The 17,926-nt window shown below is 66.3% G+C and carries 17 protein-coding genes; 11 read left to right on the forward strand and 6 right to left on the reverse strand.

The window, feature by feature from the left end; translation table 11 throughout:
* Positions 1-43: 43 nt before the first annotated feature.
* Positions 44-2,620 (reverse strand): TonB-dependent receptor plug domain-containing protein, encoded by a 2,577-nt coding sequence (locus tag ACFE7K_RS07950; RefSeq protein WP_375397644.1) that lies wholly within the window; start codon positions 2,618-2,620, stop codon positions 44-46.
* Between the two features lie 466 nt (positions 2,621-3,086).
* Between ACFE7K_RS07950 and rplU the strand changes: the two genes are divergently transcribed.
* From rplU to obgE, 4 genes are all read left to right on the forward strand, one after another.
* Positions 3,087-3,398 (forward strand): 50S ribosomal protein L21, encoded by a 312-nt coding sequence (gene rplU / locus ACFE7K_RS07955; protein ID WP_375397691.1) that lies wholly within the window; start codon positions 3,087-3,089, stop codon positions 3,396-3,398.
* Positions 3,399-3,421: 23 nt separating this feature from the next.
* Positions 3,422-3,691 carry a 50S ribosomal protein L27 gene (gene rpmA / locus ACFE7K_RS07960; protein ID WP_375397645.1) on the forward strand — a complete coding sequence of 90 codons (270 nt, stop codon included), beginning with the start codon at positions 3,422-3,424 and terminating at the stop codon, positions 3,689-3,691.
* Positions 3,692-3,849: 158 nt separating this feature from the next.
* Complete coding sequence (locus ACFE7K_RS07965; protein ID WP_375397646.1) at positions 3,850-4,395, forward strand: GNAT family N-acetyltransferase; 546 nt, start codon at positions 3,850-3,852, stop codon at positions 4,393-4,395.
* A gap of 126 nt (positions 4,396-4,521) precedes the next feature.
* Positions 4,522-5,568 (forward strand): GTPase ObgE, encoded by a 1,047-nt coding sequence (gene obgE, locus ACFE7K_RS07970; RefSeq protein WP_375397647.1) that lies wholly within the window; start codon positions 4,522-4,524, stop codon positions 5,566-5,568.
* Positions 5,569-5,696: 128 nt separating this feature from the next.
* Here the strand turns inward: obgE and ACFE7K_RS07975 are convergent, their stop codons facing one another.
* The 4 genes from ACFE7K_RS07975 to ACFE7K_RS07990 all read right to left on the reverse strand — a co-directional run bounded on the left by ACFE7K_RS07975 (position 5,697) and on the right by ACFE7K_RS07990 (position 8,326).
* Positions 5,697-5,933: a hypothetical protein gene (locus ACFE7K_RS07975; protein ID WP_375397648.1), complete on the reverse strand. Its 237-nt coding sequence runs from the start codon at positions 5,931-5,933 to the stop codon at positions 5,697-5,699.
* A complete protein-coding gene (locus ACFE7K_RS07980; RefSeq protein WP_375397649.1) occupies positions 5,930-6,697 on the reverse strand; it encodes a VanW family protein in 768 nt (255 codons plus the stop codon). The genes ACFE7K_RS07975 and ACFE7K_RS07980 overlap by 4 nt, the downstream gene beginning before the upstream one ends.
* Positions 6,694-7,374: a class I SAM-dependent methyltransferase gene (locus ACFE7K_RS07985; protein ID WP_375397650.1), complete on the reverse strand. Its 681-nt coding sequence runs from the start codon at positions 7,372-7,374 to the stop codon at positions 6,694-6,696. Before ACFE7K_RS07985 ends, ACFE7K_RS07980 begins: the two co-directional genes overlap by 4 nt.
* Positions 7,375-7,525: 151 nt before the next feature.
* Entirely contained in the window at positions 7,526-8,326 is an 801-nt protein-coding gene (locus ACFE7K_RS07990) for a PEPxxWA-CTERM sorting domain-containing protein (RefSeq protein ID WP_375397651.1), read from the reverse strand.
* Between the two features lie 368 nt (positions 8,327-8,694).
* On the opposite strand from ACFE7K_RS07990, the gene proB reads away from it, so the two are divergent.
* The 7 genes from proB to lptG all read left to right on the forward strand — a co-directional run bounded on the left by proB (position 8,695) and on the right by lptG (position 16,746).
* A complete protein-coding gene (gene proB, locus ACFE7K_RS07995) occupies positions 8,695-9,795 on the forward strand; it encodes a glutamate 5-kinase (RefSeq protein WP_375397652.1) in 1,101 nt (366 codons plus the stop codon).
* Positions 9,792-10,694: an SDR family oxidoreductase gene (locus ACFE7K_RS08000; protein WP_375397653.1), complete on the forward strand. Its 903-nt coding sequence runs from the start codon at positions 9,792-9,794 to the stop codon at positions 10,692-10,694. The genes proB and ACFE7K_RS08000 overlap by 4 nt, the downstream gene beginning before the upstream one ends.
* Positions 10,695-10,742: 48 nt before the next feature.
* Positions 10,743-10,985, forward strand: a complete 243-nt coding sequence (locus ACFE7K_RS08005; protein WP_375397654.1) for an acyl carrier protein — start codon at positions 10,743-10,745, stop codon at positions 10,983-10,985.
* Between the two features lie 100 nt (positions 10,986-11,085).
* Entirely contained in the window at positions 11,086-12,348 is a 1,263-nt protein-coding gene (locus tag ACFE7K_RS08010) for an aminotransferase class I/II-fold pyridoxal phosphate-dependent enzyme (protein ID WP_375397655.1), read from the forward strand.
* 46 nt (positions 12,349-12,394) lie between these two features.
* Positions 12,395-14,362 (forward strand): ATP-binding protein, encoded by a 1,968-nt coding sequence (locus tag ACFE7K_RS08015; protein WP_375397656.1) that lies wholly within the window; start codon positions 12,395-12,397, stop codon positions 14,360-14,362.
* Positions 14,363-14,458: 96 nt separating this feature from the next.
* Positions 14,459-15,652: an LptF/LptG family permease gene (locus tag ACFE7K_RS08020; protein WP_375397657.1), complete on the forward strand. Its 1,194-nt coding sequence runs from the start codon at positions 14,459-14,461 to the stop codon at positions 15,650-15,652.
* A 41-nt stretch (positions 15,653-15,693) separates the two neighbouring features.
* Positions 15,694-16,746 (forward strand): LPS export ABC transporter permease LptG, encoded by a 1,053-nt coding sequence (gene lptG / locus ACFE7K_RS08025; RefSeq protein ID WP_375397692.1) that lies wholly within the window; start codon positions 15,694-15,696, stop codon positions 16,744-16,746.
* Between the two features lie 23 nt (positions 16,747-16,769).
* Here the strand turns inward: lptG and ACFE7K_RS08030 are convergent, their stop codons facing one another.
* The gene (locus ACFE7K_RS08030; RefSeq protein ID WP_375397658.1) at positions 16,770-17,876 is read right to left on the reverse strand and encodes a fatty acid desaturase family protein; all 1,107 of its coding nucleotides are present in this window, start codon (positions 17,874-17,876) and stop codon (positions 16,770-16,772) included.
* Between the last annotated feature and the right edge of the window lie 50 nt (positions 17,877-17,926).

The raw sequence follows: 17,926 nt of genomic DNA on the forward strand, positions 1-17,926 counted from the left end.
ATGAAAAGGGGGCTCGCGACCCCCTTTCGTATCTGGTCCAGCTTCAGAACTTGAATGTCGCGCGGGCGTAATAATAGCCGCCGTTGATCCCGTAGGGCGAGAAGGTGAGTGGCGAGTCCCACACGTTGGTGCCGGTCGACGGGACAAGGCTGCTCGCTAAACCCGCCGTCGCGCCGCGGGCCGCCAGCTGACGGACCGACAGCGGCGGCTTCTTGTCAAACAAATTATTGGCGCCGATCGACAGCTTCAGGGCATCGCTGAACTTGTAGCTCGCTTCGAGATCGGTGATGCCTGCCGTCCCGATGTCATTCCTGACATAGTCGTAATTGCCCGAATAACGGTAAAGGATCGACGTCGATCCGAACACCGTTTCGCGCAGCGTCAGGTCGAACGGCCCGGTGACCAAAGTCGCGCCGAAGATGACCTTGGCCTTGGGCGAGCCGGTCTCCAGCGTGCTCATTGCCGTCGTGTCGACCAGTGTCGTCGTGACCTTGGTGATCTTCGTCTCGTTGTAATTGCCGCTCACCGACAGCAGGACACGACCGAAACCGACATCCAGCGGATAGGTCGCGGTGACGTCAATGCCCCGCGTGCGGGTGTCGATACCGTTGGTGAATGCCGCAACGGAGACGTTGCCGACCGTCGGATCGATGATGTTGCCGCGCGCCGCGATCGCCGCGAGCACCGCCGCGCCGGTGACGGGATCGATGACGCCGCCGGACCTGCCGATGATCGAGCCCGACCCGATGATGCGATCCTTGATCTTGATCTGATAGGCGTCGATCGTGATGTCGAGCTTGTCGATCGGGCGGATCACGACGCCGGCACTATAGGTGGTCGAGGTTTCGGGCCTGAGCGCCTTGAACCCGACCAGCGCCGCAGCAGCCGAGTTGGGCGGCAGCTGCACGACCGCCGAAGTGGGCGAGACGTTGGTCGCCGAATAGAATTCCTCGGGCAAGGTCGGCGCACGGAAGCCGGTGCTGACCGTGCCGCGCAAGGCGAAGGCCGGGGTGATGTCATAGCGGGCGGTGGTCTTCCAGATCACCTTGTCACCAAAATCGCTGTAGTTTTCATAGCGCACCGCGCCGTCCAGTTTCAGGCCCTCGATCGGATTGAGGGCGACGTCGACGTAGAGCGACGTATTGTGGCGGCCGTTGGTGCCGGCGTCCGACGGGCGGAACCCGGGATAGGATTGGCCGCCTTCCTTGTAGATCGATCCCGGATCGCCCGAGCCGATCGTATATTTCTGATCGCGATATTCGATACCGCCCGCGACGTTCAGCGGCCCCGCCATGCCGACGTCGAATTCGCGGCTGAGGTCGAGGTTGGCGGTGAATTCCTTGTTCAGGAAATAGCCGTTGTAGAAGTTGGTCGGGGTGAAATGGGTGTCGACGAACAACGACGCGTTGGCGCTGTCATAGGTGAAGATCTTGTCCCTGTCCTCCCCGTACGTGGTGCTGAAGTCCCATTTGAAACCCGAAATTTCGCCCTTGATCCCGCCGGTGAAGGCAAAATCCTGCTCGTCCAGCCCTTCGCGCGGGTTGAAGCCCCGTGGGGCAAATATCAACTCGCCGGGGGTCGTAATCGACCCGGCGACGCCGAGTACCGGCGAGGCGATGACGCGATCGGGCACCCGCGTATTTTCATAGGCGCTGGCGGTCCGCCGGGCGAATGTGCCGAACGTATAGACCTGCACCGAGCCGTAATCATAGCCGGCATTGTAGTTCAGCGCGAACAGCTTCGACTGGGCATCGCCGACGATCTTGTTAATATAGGGATAGCCGACGGTCTGTTGGCGGATCGCCTGCAGCGCGGGAGACAGCGACGACAGGATCACGCCGTTGGGATCGGTGACGCGCAGATCGAGCCCGCCCTGCTGGCTGAAATCGTGGAAGCGATAGAAGCCGCTGACGTTCAGGAAACCGTTGTCGCCGACCTTGGTCGCGAGGAATCCCTGGACGCCGACGGTGGTGCCGTCGCCGCGATAATATTGGCCGCCCGTCGCCTGGAGCTCGCCGCCCTCATTATCGTCCTTGAGGATGATGTTGATGACCCCGGCGATCGCATCCGAGCCATATTGCGCAGCGGCCCCCTGTTCGAGCACCTCGACCCGCGCGATCGACAACGGGATGATCAGGTCAAGGTCGGGCGCCGCCCCGCCCTGGCTTGTGCCGCCCAGGACCTGAAGGTTGGCGGTGCCGTGACGACGCTTGCCGTTGACCATGATCAGCGTATGGTTCGGGCTGACCCCGCGCAGACGTGCCGACAGCGTCAAATTGCCGGTATCGCCGCCAAAGGCCTGAGCGTTGAACGACGGGATGAGCTGGGTGAGCGCCTGACTCAGGTTCGGCGGGCCGACCCGGCTCAAGGCGTCCGCGCTCAGCACCTTGATCGGCGTCGCGCTCTCGGCGGCCGTCACGCCCGTCGCGCGGGTGCCGGTGATGATGATTTCCTTGCCCTGATCGTCAGGGTCCGTCTGCGGCGCCGCGGCTCCCGGTTGGGGGGTCGTCCCGGCCTTGTCGAGCGCGCTGGCGGGCTCGACGGTCTGAGCGAACGCCGGCGACGTCATGGTCGCGCCGGCAGTGGCGATAGCGATGATCGATACGCTGCAAAGTTTCATTTTCGAGAGTCCCCACCAAAGTAAAGGCTCCCAGGCTCATCTCCACAGGCGTACCGTCCCTCCGACGGCGCCATCGCGCTCAATCGTGGTCAGGTACTTGCCGCACATGCATCCGCGTTACGTCCTGCCTCGTCGCGCGTCAGCCTTGACGGAATCTTGCAGATTTGGCTGTGCCGCGATCCGGAACTTTGCCCATCATCGCTCACAACCCTTGTCTTTTCCGCGACGCGGATCGGGGACATGGTCGCCCTCCGTTTCTTCGGAAACCGGATGACGCCATATCGGACATTGCATTGCAACACTAAGTTCACATTCTTCTTACGGAGAATGACGATTGTGCCGTTGAGGCAACACCTCGACCGGTGCCGCCGTCATGGTTGACACCATGGGCGGCTTGACCTAGGTCGCCGCTCTTCCCCAGCCGGACCTATCCAGCGGGCGAGCTTATTTGGAAGTGATGAAGGCCATGTTCGCAGTCGTGCGCACGGGCGGCAAGCAGTATCGCGTCGCCGCCGGAGACAAGATCGTCGTCGAGAAGATCGACGGGGATGCCGGAACGTCCGTGACGCTGGGTGATGTCCTCCTCGCTGGCGTGGGTGGCGAATTGAAGAGCGTCGAGGGCCTGACCGTCGCCGCCGAGATCGTCGCGCAGGCAAAGGGCGAAAAGGTCATCGTCTTCAAGAAGCGCCGCCGCCACAATTATCGCCGCCGCAACGGCCATCGCCAGAACCATACGATCCTGAAGATCGTGTCGGTCGGCGAGTCGGCCCAAGGCTGAGCGAAGCACGAGGAGCATCGACAATGGCACATAAGAAAGCTGGCGGCTCGTCGCGCAACGGCCGCGATTCGGCCGGTCGCCGTCTTGGCGTCAAGAAGTTCGGCGGGCAGGAAGTCGCCGCCGGCAACATCCTGGTGCGCCAGCGCGGGACTCGATTCTATCCGGGCCGCAACGTCGGCATCGGCAAGGATCACACGCTGTTCGCGCTGATCGACGGCCGCGTGATGTTCCATGACGGCAAGCTCGGCCGCAAATTCTGTTCGGTCGACATGCAGGCGATCGCCGCCGAATAGCGGGCAGCCGGCCGGGTTGCCCACCAGGGTGACCCGGGTTTTACCATAAACCGCAACAGGGAGACGGGTCGCCCCGGCTCCCTTTTTTGTTGCTCCCTCCACTCTGTCGCCGCCGCGTCATCCTGGCGTGGCAGCGGCGCGACACGTTGGAGAGCGGCATGTTCGCACGAACCAAGAGACTGACGCTGCGCCCCGGCTGGCCGGAGGACGCGCCCGCGCTGGCGCGCGCCATCGGGCATGAGGCGGTCGTGACCAACCTCGCTCGGGCGCCCTGGCCCTATGCCGAACACGACGCCCGCGACTGGTTGGGCATGCCGCGCGTGGATGGCGAAATCGCGCTGCTGATCTTCGACCATGAGGAAGCCGCGCCGCGCCTAGTCGGCGGCATCGGGCTGCACCCCGTCGAAGGCGGCGGACGCGAGATCGGCTATTGGCTGACCCCGCTGGTGTGGGGCCGCGGCTATGCGACAGAGGCGGGACGGCAGGTGATCGAGATAGGGCGGCATGCGCTGCGGCTGAAGCGCGTGGTCGGGCGGCACTTCATCGACAATCCCGGGTCGGGCCGCGTGCTGGCGAAGCTGGGCTTCCGGCCGATCGGCACCGCCATGTTGCACAGCCGTGCCCGAGGTCGGGAGGATGAAGGCGCGACGATGGAACTCGATTTCGGCGCCGCTTGGCCAGGAACGGCGCCAATAGCCGCCTGAGTCGGGGCGTGGCGCTTCACCGCGACCAGGTGCGGCAGTCGGTCAGGTCGAGGTCGGTGGTAGAAGGGTTCGCAGACCAGGCGCCTCCGGGTCGCTTTAGCTGCGCTAAAGCATTAGAGGCGCATCATGCATTTTATCGACCAGGCCAAGATCTTCTGCCGCTCGGGCGCCGGCGGACCCGGCGCGGTCAGTTTTCGGCGTGAAAAGTTCATCGAATATGGCGGACCCGACGGCGGCAATGGCGGCAAGGGCGGCGACATCGTCTTCGAGGCGGTCGCCGGGCTGAACACGCTGATCGATTTCCGCTATACCCAGCATTTCCGGGCGCCGCGCGGCCATGGCGGATCGGGCAGCAACCGCACAGGCGGCGGTGGCGACGACCTGCTGATCAAGGTGCCGGTCGGCACCCAGATCCTGTCGGAAGACAAACAGGAGGTGCTGCTCGACTTCACGGAGGTCGGCCAGCGCGAGATATTCCTGTCCGGCGGCGACGGCGGGCGCGGCAATGCCAGCTACAAGACCTCGACCAATCGCGCGCCGCGCCAGCACGGCACCGGCTGGCCGTACCAGGAGGCGTGGGTGTGGCTGCGGCTCAAGCTGCTCGCCGATGCGGGGCTGGTCGGGCTGCCCAATGCCGGCAAGTCGACCTTCATCAACGCCGTCACCAATGCCCAGGCCAAGGTCGGCGCCTATGCCTTCACCACTACCAGGCCCCAGCTGGGGGTGGTCCGCCACCATAATCGCGAGTTCGTCGTCGCCGACATACCCGGCCTGATCGAGGGCGCCGCCGAAGGCGCGGGGATCGGCGACCGCTTCCTGGGGCATATCGAGCGCTGCCGCGTGCTGCTCCATCTGGTCGATGCCACCGACAATGATGTCGCCGAAAGCTATCGCATCGTCCGCGACGAACTGGTCGCCTATGGCGCGGGGCTGACCGACAAGCAAATCGTCGTCGCGCTCAACAAGATCGACACGCTGGACGACGAGCTGATCGCGGCGCTGGTCGGGGAACTGGAGGAAGCAAGCGGCGCTGCAGTAATCCCGATGTCGGCGGCGGCGGGAACCGGCGTGGACTGGGTACTCGACAAGCTGCTCGAGGCGGTCGGGCCCGAGGCAAGCCCGGTCGGCGCCGAGGACGAGGGTCAGGACGAGCTGATATGGTCGCCGGTCTGACGACCGCGCCAAAGTTCACGGAAAGTCACACCCTAACGGCTAACCTGCGTCATGCCGGCGGCGGTGACAGGTCACGACTGCCCAAGTCGACGACCGAATTGCCGACGCCCATCAAAGAGCCGGCGAGACTATGGCATAGTGCCGGGGCTGTAGGACAGCCGGTCGGCGTCAAGCGGCAGGTCATTCCAGCTGTCGGCAAAGGTGGGCCACGCCGCCACACCTGTCTCGCGCAGGATGGCGTCCATGGCGACGCTGTCGAACAGGGCATAGCCATGCTCGCTCAGCGCCCGTTGAAGGAACTCGACCGCGGATCGGCCGACGATCGCCTCCTGGGTCATCGCCACGCTCGTTTGCTGCCCGCTCATGCCGACGCCGCCTGTGGCTCGACCCGATAGCGATCGGCGCTCACCGGTATCGTCTTCCCGCCGGGCGACACGCGATAAATCCGGACCTCTCGCTCCCCGGCCCCGTCGGTGCGGCGGATGTCGAGCCGCGACGGCGCTACCGGCTGCGGCATGCGGACGGCGGCGGCGAGACTGAACCCCTCTATCACAAAGGTGAAGGCAACCGGCTGGGCCAGCGGGTTGCGCAGCCGCAGATCCTTGTACGGCCACACCACCGTGGCATCGAGGCCCAGCGGCGCGAACCGTTCGTCCTCGGCATAGAGGTCGCGCGAATGGGGCAGCCGCTCGAGCACCTCCAGCCCGGCGCGCAATCCCGCCTCGTAGATGATGCCGCTCAACTGGCAGAGCCCGCCGCCGACGTCGCCGCCAACGGTGTCGCCGCGGATCGATCGGCCGAGGTGGAACCCCGCCGCGGACGATGGCCGGCCGATCAGCTTCCAAAACGAGAATATCCTGCCCGGCGCGATCACGACGCCGTCCAGCCGCGCTGCTCCCAATCGGATATTCTCGACCTTGCCTTCCCAGAAGGGCGACTTCTTCATTTCCTGGGTGATCTCGACCGCGACCGGCCAGGATCTACCGTCGGGTGCGGCGGTCGCCCGCATGGCCATGTGGCGCCAATGCCCGCTGGCCCGGTCGCCTATTGTCCGCCTGGCCAGCGCCACCCCCAGGCGCACGGGTTCGGGCACGTGGGTGCGAAGCGCACGCCGCACGGCCGCGATCATCGATCCCCCGTCTTGACGAACGCCGCCACCAGATAGGAAGCGAAATCGGGCAGCGCCGCGCATACCATGCGGTCGACCGGGACCAAGGCGGCGCGCCAGGCCGATGGCACGCGGTGGATCGGCGTCATCGCTACGCCGCTTATCCGGTCGAGCCGAAGGCCGGCTTGGGCGCCCAGCGCGGCGAGTTCAGCGCGCGTCAGGCTGGTCGCGCCATGCCAGCCGTTGGCCGGTCGCCGCACCAGGCGGCGGCGCCGGCCCGAGGCGACGTCGACCACGAACGTCCCGCCTGGCGCCAGCACGCGCGCCGCCTCGACCAGCAACGTCGCGACCGTGGCGCGATCCAGGTGCATCAGCAGGTGAAAGCATTGCGCCGCATCGAACGACGCATCGGGATAGGGCAAGGCGGTCGCGTCGGCGACGGCGAACGACTTGCCCGGATGACGCAGCGACGCCAGCCTGACGCTCTGCGCGCTTATGTCGCAGCCATGGCTGGCGAAATCGGTCAGCCGCCCGGTGCCGCAACCGATGTCGAGGATGCGCGTGGCGCCGCGGGGCAGCATCGCCGCGATCAGCCGCCGTTCCTGTGCGTCAATAAACTTGCCGTAGCTTCCGCCAAAGCGATCGGCATCATATTCCGGCGCCAATCGATCGTAATAGGCCGCAACGTCGGTGTTCATCAGAGCCCCCTCCGGCCGGCGGATAGTGCATAACCGTTCCGGCCTGTCCAGGTGCGCTCCCGACAATGCGGCAACGGACATTTCCATGCAAAACGACCCGGCTGCCGTGGGGGCTGCCGGGTCGTCATAGCGTATAAAGTCTGGGTAGTTTTCAGGCGATGGCGAGCTTGGTCAGACCATTACGGGCCCGTGAGCGGCGGAATGCCCCACCGACCAGACCGAAGCCGGTGATGATGAACGCCCAGGTCGAAGGCTCGGGAGCTGCCGCGACCACGCCCGGGACGGTCACCTGACCGGCGACGCCAAACCGCAGATTGTCGATCGCGAAGCCAGCCGGTTCGGCGCCGACGAGGCGCAGGCCGACACCGGCGATACGCGCCGTGCCGTCCGCAACGGCGAGACCGAGGAACTCGATTCCCGTGCCGGTATTCGAGATCGTGCCCAGAATGGTGCCGTCGCGGGCAAACGCCACGATCCCGGTCGAGCCGGCCGCATCGAAGAAGCCGCCGTCAAAGCCTACCGCGACCTGATCGGTGTTGAACAGGACCGACACCGGGCCGTTGAACGTCGGACTGCCCGACAGAACCGGGCTGGTCGGGTTGGCGCCATCGCCGGTGATGAAGGTGTTGGGCGAGCCGGAAGCGAGCGTCAGCGGACCGGTGGCGGCACCGACGACGCAGGCCGTCGCGGCGGCGCCGGGGCAGTCAGTCCCGGGGGTAAGGCTGAGCGACTGTCCCGTGAAATAACCGCCGAACGTCACCGTCGGGGCCGACGGCCCGCCGCCATATTGCGACGGCAGATAGGTCGGATTCACCGTACCCTGGGCATATTCGCTGAAGGTGATCTGTCCGGCGGCCGGCGTGAAGTTGGCGGCGCTCACGCGAACCACCTGAGCATGCGCGCTCGCCGCCCAGAGCAACATCGGTACGACCAAAGCGATTCTTTTCATCATTTCATCCCCTTCTCAACAGCATAGACCACGTAACTTTGGACCACGTAACTTTGACATACGGGTTCATGGACAACAAAATCGAGTGCCATTTACCAGATGGTAATACGTCCTGCCAGTCCTTGTCGGGCCCAGGCGACGCAAATCGACAAGTTGCGGCGGCATGATCCTAAGTGTCTCTATGACCTGGCTTCTTCGTTATTTGCCTTCATTCGTGTCGTTGCTTGGCTGCGCGACGAGATGAAGATAGTCCCGTCATGGGACGGCTTGCTCGACGACCGCCGGTGTTCGGATCAGCGGCCCTGCCCGGCAACGAACGGCAAAGGGATTGCGGCTTGCCAAGGCCGGGCGATCGGCACAAACGCGCCGCGATGCTGTTCGCGCCCGCCTCCTGCCCGCGGCTGATCGTCAAGATCGGGTCGGCGCTGCTGGTCGATGGCGGGGGGGGCGTGCGGCGGGGCTGGCTGGCCGGTATCACCGCCGACATCGCCGCCCGCGCGCGCGCCGGACAGCAGGTCGCGGTGGTCTCGTCAGGGGCGATCGCCCTCGGCGCCGGGCGGCTGGGGCTCGCCAAGGGCGGCCGCGCCAGCCTCGAAGATGCGCAGGCCGCCGCCGCCGTCGGGCAAATCGCGCTCAGTCAGGTCTGGGCGGAAGTCCTTGCTGCCGAGGGCCTGACGGCAGCGCAGATGCTGGTGACGCTCGGCGACCTCGAGGACCGCCGCCGCTACCTCAACGCGGCGGCGACGCTGGACCGGCTGCTGTCGCTCGGCGTCGTGCCGGTCATCAACGAGAATGACAGCGTCGCCACCGCCGAGATCCGTTTCGGCGACAACGACCGGCTCGCCGCGCGCGTGGCGCAGGCGGCGGCGGCGCAGGGCGTGGTGCTGCTGAGCGACGTCGATGGCCTATTTGATCGCAACCCTGCCGACCCCGCCGCCCGCCGGATCGATCGCGTCGAGCGGATCGATGCCGCGATCGAGGCGATGGCCGATACGCGATCGGCGTCGGGCATGGGCAGCGGCGGGATGGTCTCCAAGATCGCCGCCGCGCGCATCGCCAACGCCGCCGGCGCGCACTTGGCGATCGCATCGGGGCAGATCGACCGGCCGCTGTCGACGCCGGCGCCGCATACGCTGTTCGTCGCCGAGAAATCCGCGCCGGCGCGCAAGGCATGGCTGGCGGGTGGCCTCACCGCGCGCGGCACGATCCACATCGATGCCGGCGCCGCCCGCGCGCTGAAGGATGGCGCCAGCCTGCTCGCGGCCGGCGCCATCCGGCTGGAGGGCGACTTTTCGCGTGGCGACCCGGTCGCCATTGCCGGGCCGGACGGCACGATGGCGCGCGGTCTCGCCGAATATGACGCCGACGACGCCAGGCGCCTGCTGGGGTGCAGGAGCGAGGAACATGCCGCCTTGCTGGGCTATGCCCCCCGTACGGCCCTGGTCCACCGCAACCACATGGCGCTGATATGATAATCGCCGTCACCGGCGGCACGGGTTTCGTCGGCGGCCATGTGCTCGACCAGGCGCTGGCCACCGGACACCAGGTGCGTGCACTGACCCGCCGACCGCAGCCGGAGCGCGGCGGCGTGACGTGGATAGCGGGTGCGCTCGACGATGCCGCCAGCCTGGCCATGCTGGTGGCGGGCGCCGATGCCGTGCTGCACATAGCCGGTGTCATCAACGCGCCCGATCGCGCGGGCTTCGCCGCCGGAAATATCGAGGGAACGCGCGCGGTCATCGCTGCCGCGCACGGCGCCGGGGTGCGCCGCTTCGTCCAGGTTTCGTCGATTGCCGCCCGCGAGCCGGGCTTGAGCGACTATGGCTGGTCCAAGGCAGAGGCGGACCAGTTGCTGATGGCCAGCTGCCTCGACTGGACGATCGTCCGCCCGCCGGCCATCTTCGGCCCGCGCGACCATGAGATGCTCGAACTGTTCCGGCTGGCGAAGCGGCGTGCGATCCCCCTGCCCCCGGCCGGCGGCCGCGCCTCGCTGATCGCGGTGGGGGATCTGGCACGGTTGCTGGTCGCCTTGCCCGCGAGCAACGCGCTGACCCCGCAGATCGTCGAGCCCGACGACGGCACCCCCGACGGTTGGGACCATCGCGACCTTGCGCGCGCGATCGGCGCGGCAATGGGCAAACGCGTGCTGCCATTGCCCTTGTCCCGCGCGTTGCTCGCAGCGGCGTCGCGGGTTGAGCGAGGCCTGCGGCGCGGCAAGGCCAAGCTGACCGCCGACCGCGTCCGTTATTTCTGCCATCCCGACTGGGTCAGCCACGCCCCCGTTCCGCCCGACATCTGGCAGCCGTCGAGCGATACGCCGGCCGCGCTCGCGGCGACGGCGCAATGGTATCGGGCCAACGGCTTGCTATAAAGCCGCCGTATTTGCCTGCCAATGCCGGGGCGCGAACAAGGAATGATCATGACCGACCGCGCAGAGATTTACAGCAAGGTGACCGACCTGATCGCGCCGTTCAACAAGAAGAACGTGGCGCTGGGCGATGCGACGACGTTCCAGCACGACCTCGAATGGGACAGCCTGACCGTCATGGACTTCGTCGCGGCCATCGAGGACGAGTTCGACATCATCATCACCATGAACATGCAGGCCGAGATCGAGACGGTCGGCCAGCTGGTCGATGCGGTAGTCAAGCTCAAGGCGTAACAGATTTTTCGCTCGCCCGAGCTTGTCGAAGGGTTGCCTTGCTCTCGGGCAGGAGAGTGCTTCGACAAGCTCAGCACGAACGGGATTGGGAAAGTTCGACATGACCGACGCCGGCCAGATATCCGAGAAGCCCCCAGCCGACCCGCCGGCAGTCGCCCCTAACACCGACCTGATGTCGAAGTTCGACAACCTCATCGCCGAGCGTCGGGCGCTGATCGACACCGGGGTGACCGATCCGTTCGCGATTGTGATGGAAGAGGTGAAGTCGCCGACCGAGGCAGTGATCGCCGGACGCGACACGATCCTGCTCGGCACCTACAATTACATGGGGATGACCTTCGATCCCGACGTGATCCAGGCCGGCAAGGACGCGTTCGACCGGTTCGGTTCGGGCACCAACGGCAGCCGGATGCTCAACGGCACCTTTCGCGATCATATCGAGGTCGAGGCGGCGCTGCGCGATTTCTACGGCATGTCGGGCGCGATCGTGTTCTCGACCGGCTACATGGCCAATCTCGGCATGATCTCGACGCTGGCGGGCAAGGGCGAATACGTCATCCTTGACGCCGACAGCCACGCCTCGATCTATGACGGGTGCCAGCAGGGCAATGCCGAGATCGTCCGCTTCCGCCACAATTCGGTCGAGGACCTCGACAAGAGGCTCGGCCGGCTGCCGAGGGAACCGGGCAAGCTGGTTGTGCTCGAAGGCGTCTATTCGATGCTCGGCGACATCGCCCCTCTCAAGGAAATGGTCGCGGTCGCCAAGAAGCACGGCGCGATGGTCCTCAGCGATGAGGCGCATTCGATGGGCTTCTATGGCCCCAACGGGCGCGGCGTATACGAGGATCAGGGCTGCGACGGCGAGGTCGACTTCGTGGTCGGCACCTTTTCCAAGTCAGTCGGCACGGTCGGCGGTTTCTGCGTGTCGAACCATCCCAAGTTCGAGGCGATTCGCCTCGCCTGCCGCGCGTACATCTTCACCGCCAGCCTGCCGCCGGCGGTGGTCGCCACCGCCTCCGCCTCGATCCGCAAGCTCAAATACGCCCACAACAAGCGTCAGCACCTTTGGGAAAACGCCCGCGCGCTCCATGGCGGACTGGCGGCGCTGGGGTTCCGGCTGGGCACCGCGACCCCGCAATCGGCGATCGTGGCCGTGATGCTGGACGATCAGGAGCAGGCGGTCGCGATGTGGCAGGCGCTGCTCGACGGCGGCGTCTATGTCAACATGGCGCGTCCGCCGGCGACCCCTGCGGGTACATACCTGCTGCGCTGCTCGCTATGCGCCGAACACAGCCCGGCACAGATCGCCACCGTCCTGAACCTGTTCGAGACGGCCGGCCGGTCGCTTGGCGTGATCGGATAAGGACCGGGGCTTCACAGGATTCCGCCGAATCGCTACACAGCGATCGATGGGCGGGACAGAGGACGAGAGGCGGCTCGTCGCACGAGTGGGCGCTGCGTGGCGTGGCATCACCCTGACGGTGATGGCGCTGCTCGGCCTGGCGGTCGGGGTTGCCCTGTTCGTCACGCTGGGAGAGGCCAATCGCCAGCGCGACCGCGCGCTTGAGCTGCAAAGCCACAGCTATGACGTGATGATCCTGTCGCGGACCTTGTCCGGCACGATGGCGCGCGCCGAGGCGGCGCTGGGACGCTATGTGATCAGCGGCGACAAGCTGCCCGGCCGCGAATTTTCCGAGGATTGGCAAGCCGCGCGGCAACAGCTAGAACGGCTGGCGGGGATCACCGCCGACAATCGCGAGCAGCAGGCGGCAATCGCCCGGCTACGATCGGTCTATCAACGTCGCGGCGACGAGCTTCAGGTAACCGCGCTCACCACCTTCTACGGCAAGAATGCGCAGGCATTCGCCCGCTTCTACCGGGCCGGCACGTCAACCTCGCTGATGGAGATCGACCGGCTGCTCGACCGCATCATCGCCAACGAACACGCCCTGCTGGACGTGCGCACCGGCGCGGCGATGGCATCGGTGACGCGATCGAACAAGGTGGCCGGGGTGCTGGGCGGGTTCGGGCTGCTGATCGTGATCGGCGCCGCCGCGCTGGGATGGCTGACGATCAGCGCCATTCACGAACGCGCGACCGCCGAAGCCGATGCCGAACAGGAACGCGAACGGACCATTGTGCTGGAACTGGCCGTCAGCGAGGCGACACTGGCGTTGCAGCGCCAGGAAGCGCAATTGCGCCAAAGCCAGAAGATGGAGGCGGTCGGCCAGCTTACTGGCGGCATAGCGCATGATTTCAACAACATGCTGGCGGTCGTTATAGGCGGTCTTGAACTGGCGAGACGATCGCTGGATCGTGGCATCGAGGATGTCCGACGTCATCTCGACAGCGCCACGGAGGGCGCCAATCGGGCCGCTGCGCTTACCCGCCGCCTGCTTGCCTTTGCCCGCGACGAGGCGCTCAATCCGGAGGCGCTGCTGCCCCTCGACGCGATCGCCGGGATGTCCGACCTGCTCGACCGCACGCTGGGCGACGGCGTGATCGTGGCCGCGACCGACGACGGTTCGGCCTGGCGGGTCTGGGCCGACCGTCACGAGCTGGAGAACACGCTACTCAACCTCGCGGTCAACGCCCGCGACGCGATGGCGGAGCGCGGCACGTTGTCAGTCCATGCCAGCGCGACGACCTTGGCCGCCGGCGAGATCGGCAAGTGCCGCGCGGGCGACTATGTCGCGATTGCGGTGACCGATACCGGGTGCGGCATGACCCAGGACATCGTCGATCGCGTGTTCGAGCCGTTCTTCACGACCAAGCCGGTCGGCAAGGGCACCGGGCTGGGCCTCAGCCAGATCTTCGCCTTCGCCCGCCAATCGGAGGGCGAGGTCGCGATCCGCTCGACACCCGGTGAGGGGACGACGGTGACGCTTTACCTGCCGAGGCATGTCGCGCCCGTGCTGGCCGCGATGCCCGTTGCTGCCGGTCGACAGCCCGGGCCCGCGCAGGTCGCCGCCAGGCCGATGTCGGCCGGACTGCAGGTCCTGGTCGTCGAGGACGATCCCCGCGTGCTGGCCGCCACGATTGGTGCGCTCCAGGAACTTGGCCACCACGCGGTCCCCTGCCCCGATCCGCTGGATGCGCCACGCGTGCTTGAGGGACAGGATCCGTTCGACCTGGTCGTCTCCGACGTGCTGATGCCCGGGCAGACCGGACCGGAGATGGTCGCCGGCCTGCTCGCCACCCGGCCGGACCTCGCTGTCCTGTTTGTCACAGGGTTTGCCGGCGACGGCGCGACGGCCGATTTCGGCGGGCTGACCGTCCTGCGCAAGCCGTTCACGCTGGCTGGCCTTGAGCGGGCAATTGCCGAGGCGCTGGCGGTCGATCGACCCACGATGCCCGATCGCGTCGCCGCCGAATAGCCCCGCGCTTTTCGGCTGACGCGGCAGGATTGGGCCCCTATAGCCGACCGACCTCCGCAAGCGCGCGCCGGCCGAAGGACCGCCTTCCCCCCCGATATGAAGTCCATCGACCGCTACATGGCCCGGCTGATCGCGCTGCCGTTGATCGCCAATCTGATCATCGCCGCGATGCTGCTGGTGCTCGATCGTATCCGCCTGCTCCTCGAATTCGTTGCGGCCGAGGGTGGACCCGTCAGCGTGGTATGGCGGATGCTGGCCAATTTGCTGCCCGAATATCTCGGGCTGGGCATCCCGATCGGACTGCTGCTCGGCATCCTGCTGGCATTCCGGCGGCTGTCGACGTCGTCGGAGCTCGACGTCATGCGGGCCGTGGGGATGAGCTATCCGCGGATGCTGCTCGTGCCGTACATGTTCACGATCGGGCTGGGGCTCGTCAACTTCGCGATCGTCGGCTACATCCAGCCGCGCGCGCGCTATGCCTATGAACAATTGCGGTATGAGCTGCGCTCCGGCGCGCTCGGCGCCTCGATCAAGGTCGGCGAGTTTACCCACTTTCCCAACGGCGCGGTCGTCCGCATCGAGCGCAGCCGCGATGGCGGGCGCAATCTATCGGGAATCTTCGTCAATTACGAGGACAAGAACCACACGCAATATTCGGCCAGCGCCGAGCGGGGGCAGTTCCTGGCGACCGACGATCCAGATACGATCATCTTCCGGCTGACCAACGGCACGCTCATCAACAACGCGCCCGGCTTTGTCACGCCGCGCGTGCTGACCTTTACCTCGCACGACCTGCCGATCCCGCTGCCGAAATACGAGAACTTCCGCACGCGCGGCGGCCGCAACCTGGAACTGACCCTGCCCGAACTGGCCAAGATCGGCCGCGACCGCACCGCCGCCGAGCCGCTGCGCGACACCAGCCGCGCGGCCTTCCACTTTCGCGTGGTCGAAGTGACGTCGATGCTGCTGCTGCCGATGCTGGCGCTGGCGCTGGGCGTGCCGCCGAAGCGATCGACCTCGGCGCTGGGCGTCTTCCTGTCGATCGTGATGATCGTCACCTATCACAAGGTTAACGAATATGCCCAGGCGGTGGGCGGGGCGGGGCGGATCGATCCGATACCCGCCTTGTGGATACCGTTCGCGATCTTCACGGGCTTGGTGCTGTGGATGTTCTACACCATCGCCTTTGTCCCCGGCGGTCAGCCGATTGGCGCGCTGGAACGCGTGGCCGACAAGGTCTCGTCCTGGATACGCCGCCGCCTGCCCGGTCGCAGGAAGAGCGCGGCGTGAACGCGATCCAGTTCTTCCCGTCGCGCACCGTGTCGCTGTACATGGGCAAGATGTTCCTGACGCGCACCGCGGCGGTGCTGGCCGGGCTGGTGCTGATCCTCCAGGTGCTCGACCTGTTGAGCGAGTCGGGAAAGATCACCTCGGTTGCCGGCAATGGCGACGCCGAAGTGTGGCGCTATATCGGGCTGCGCGCGCCGCAGATCATCTCGACCTTCCTGCCCTTTTCGGCGCTGCTCGGAACGATCATCACGCTGTCAACGCTCAACGCCAATAGCGAGGTCATCGCGCTGAAGGCGTCGGGCCTGTCGGCACACCAGGTGCTCGCGCCGCTGATCGTCACCGCGCTGGGCATCGCGGCGGTCTCGTTCGCGTTCAACGACCGCATCGTCAGCCGGGCGACCGCGACGCTGTCGCAATGGAAGAACGTCGACTATGGTCCGCTGCCGATCGACCGGGGCGACCGCAGCAACGTCTGGGTTCTGTCGGGCGACGACCTGATCCAGGCCGATAAGGTAAAAGGACGCGGTGACGCCGCGATTCTGGGCGGCGTAATGATCTATGACCGCGAGGGCGGCGTGCTGCGCTCGATCGTCAGCGCGGCGCGCGGCAAGCGCGACGGCAAGGGCTGGCTGATCGGCCCCGCGCAGCGCTTTGACGTGGCGGGGGGCAAGGTGACCATGCTCGGCAATATCCACGTCGCCGACGGCGTCCGCCCCGACCAGTTCACCTTGTCCAACGTCGACCCCGACGGCCTGTCTTTCGGTGCACTGAGGGCGGCGATCAACGACCTGCGCGATGCCGGGCGCCCGACCAAGTCGCTGGAGGGATCGCTGTGGCACAAGATCTCCGGCCCGTTATCGGCGGTATTGATGCCGCTGCTCGGCGCGGTCGCCGCGTTCGGGCTGGCGCGCTCGGGCAAGCTGTTCATCCGCGCCGTGATCGGCATGGGGCTGGGCTTCACCTATTTCATCGCCGACAATTTCGCCTTGGCCATGGGCAATCTCGGCGCGTACCCGCCGCTTCTCGCGGCCTGGTCGCCGTTCCTGCTGTTCCTGCTGATCGGCGAGGCCGTGTTGATCCGCACCGAGGAGTGATCCGGGCCTCAGCGTCCTCGGCCTCAGCGTCTCATGGTACTCGCGGTCAACCTGGCGACCAATCCCGGCAGGCCGGCATGATTGCCCTTGTGGTAAGGCGATTCAGTATCCAGCGCGGCAGTGATCCGGCGATGCGCCTCGGCCAGCGCATGATAGGGCAGCCCGGGCAGCAGGTGATGCAGCGCGTGGTAACGCAACCCGACGGGCGCCCACAATGCCGGCAGCGCCGACGGTGGCGGTACATTGACCGAATCGAGATATTGGGCGGTGACGGTCATCGCCTCGCCCTCATTCTCCCACAGATGCGCGACCAGGGTGCGAACCTGATTGATGACCGCGACCCCGGACGCGACCGCCAGGAAGACCAGGAAGGCCGTGAGCGGGACGATCCCGATCGCGGTCGCCGTCAGCAATGTGATCGCCCACAGGCTCGCCGCCGTCTCCAGCGCGCGCCACCAGCGCTTCGCTTCCCCCTCCGCCGGGCGGCGGCGGAACGACGGGTTGATCGCCAGCCCCGAATAACGCCCCACGACGATCGCGCGCAGTCGCGGTATCACGGCCGACAACGGCGCCAGCACCGCGAACCGGACCAGCAGCGCGATCGGCGCGAGCAACGACACGATCAGGAACACCGGCAAGGTCCACGGTTTCATCAGCGCCAGCGGAAGATATTCAGGGTCTTCGGCGGTCCCGTAGCGCGTCCGCGCATGGTGCAGATTGTGGACGCCCTCATACATGAACGACGGTGTCAGCAGCGGGATGCCGACGAGCAGGTTCCAGCCCAGCCGAAAACCGGGCAGCGAGGCATGCTTCACATGCGTCAGTTCGTGGATGAAGCTTTCGGCCCGATACAATGCCAGTACCGCGACGATCCCCGCCGCGATCTCCAGCGCGGTCGAGCCGGCCAGCATCGCCGCCGCGAGCGCGGCATAGCCGATCGTCGCCGACGCGATCAGGTCGGTCCAGTAAATTGCCGGGATCGGCTGGTTGAGGTCGCGGGTCAGGTCGGCGGCGGCCTTCAGCATCGCGCGATCATCCGCGATATGCGTCCGCGCGGCATGCGGCGCGGCCGACCGCGGCGTCTGGGCCGTAGCATCAAGGTCGAGCACGATATCCATCGCTTGCGCCATTGACCCAACATAGTGGCGACACGGTGGCATTCCAACGTCGTCCCGTCCCA

The sequence above is a fragment of the uncultured Sphingomonas sp. genome (assembly GCF_964244265.1).
In the GTDB taxonomy this organism is placed as follows: domain Bacteria; phylum Pseudomonadota; class Alphaproteobacteria; order Sphingomonadales; family Sphingomonadaceae; genus Sphingomonas.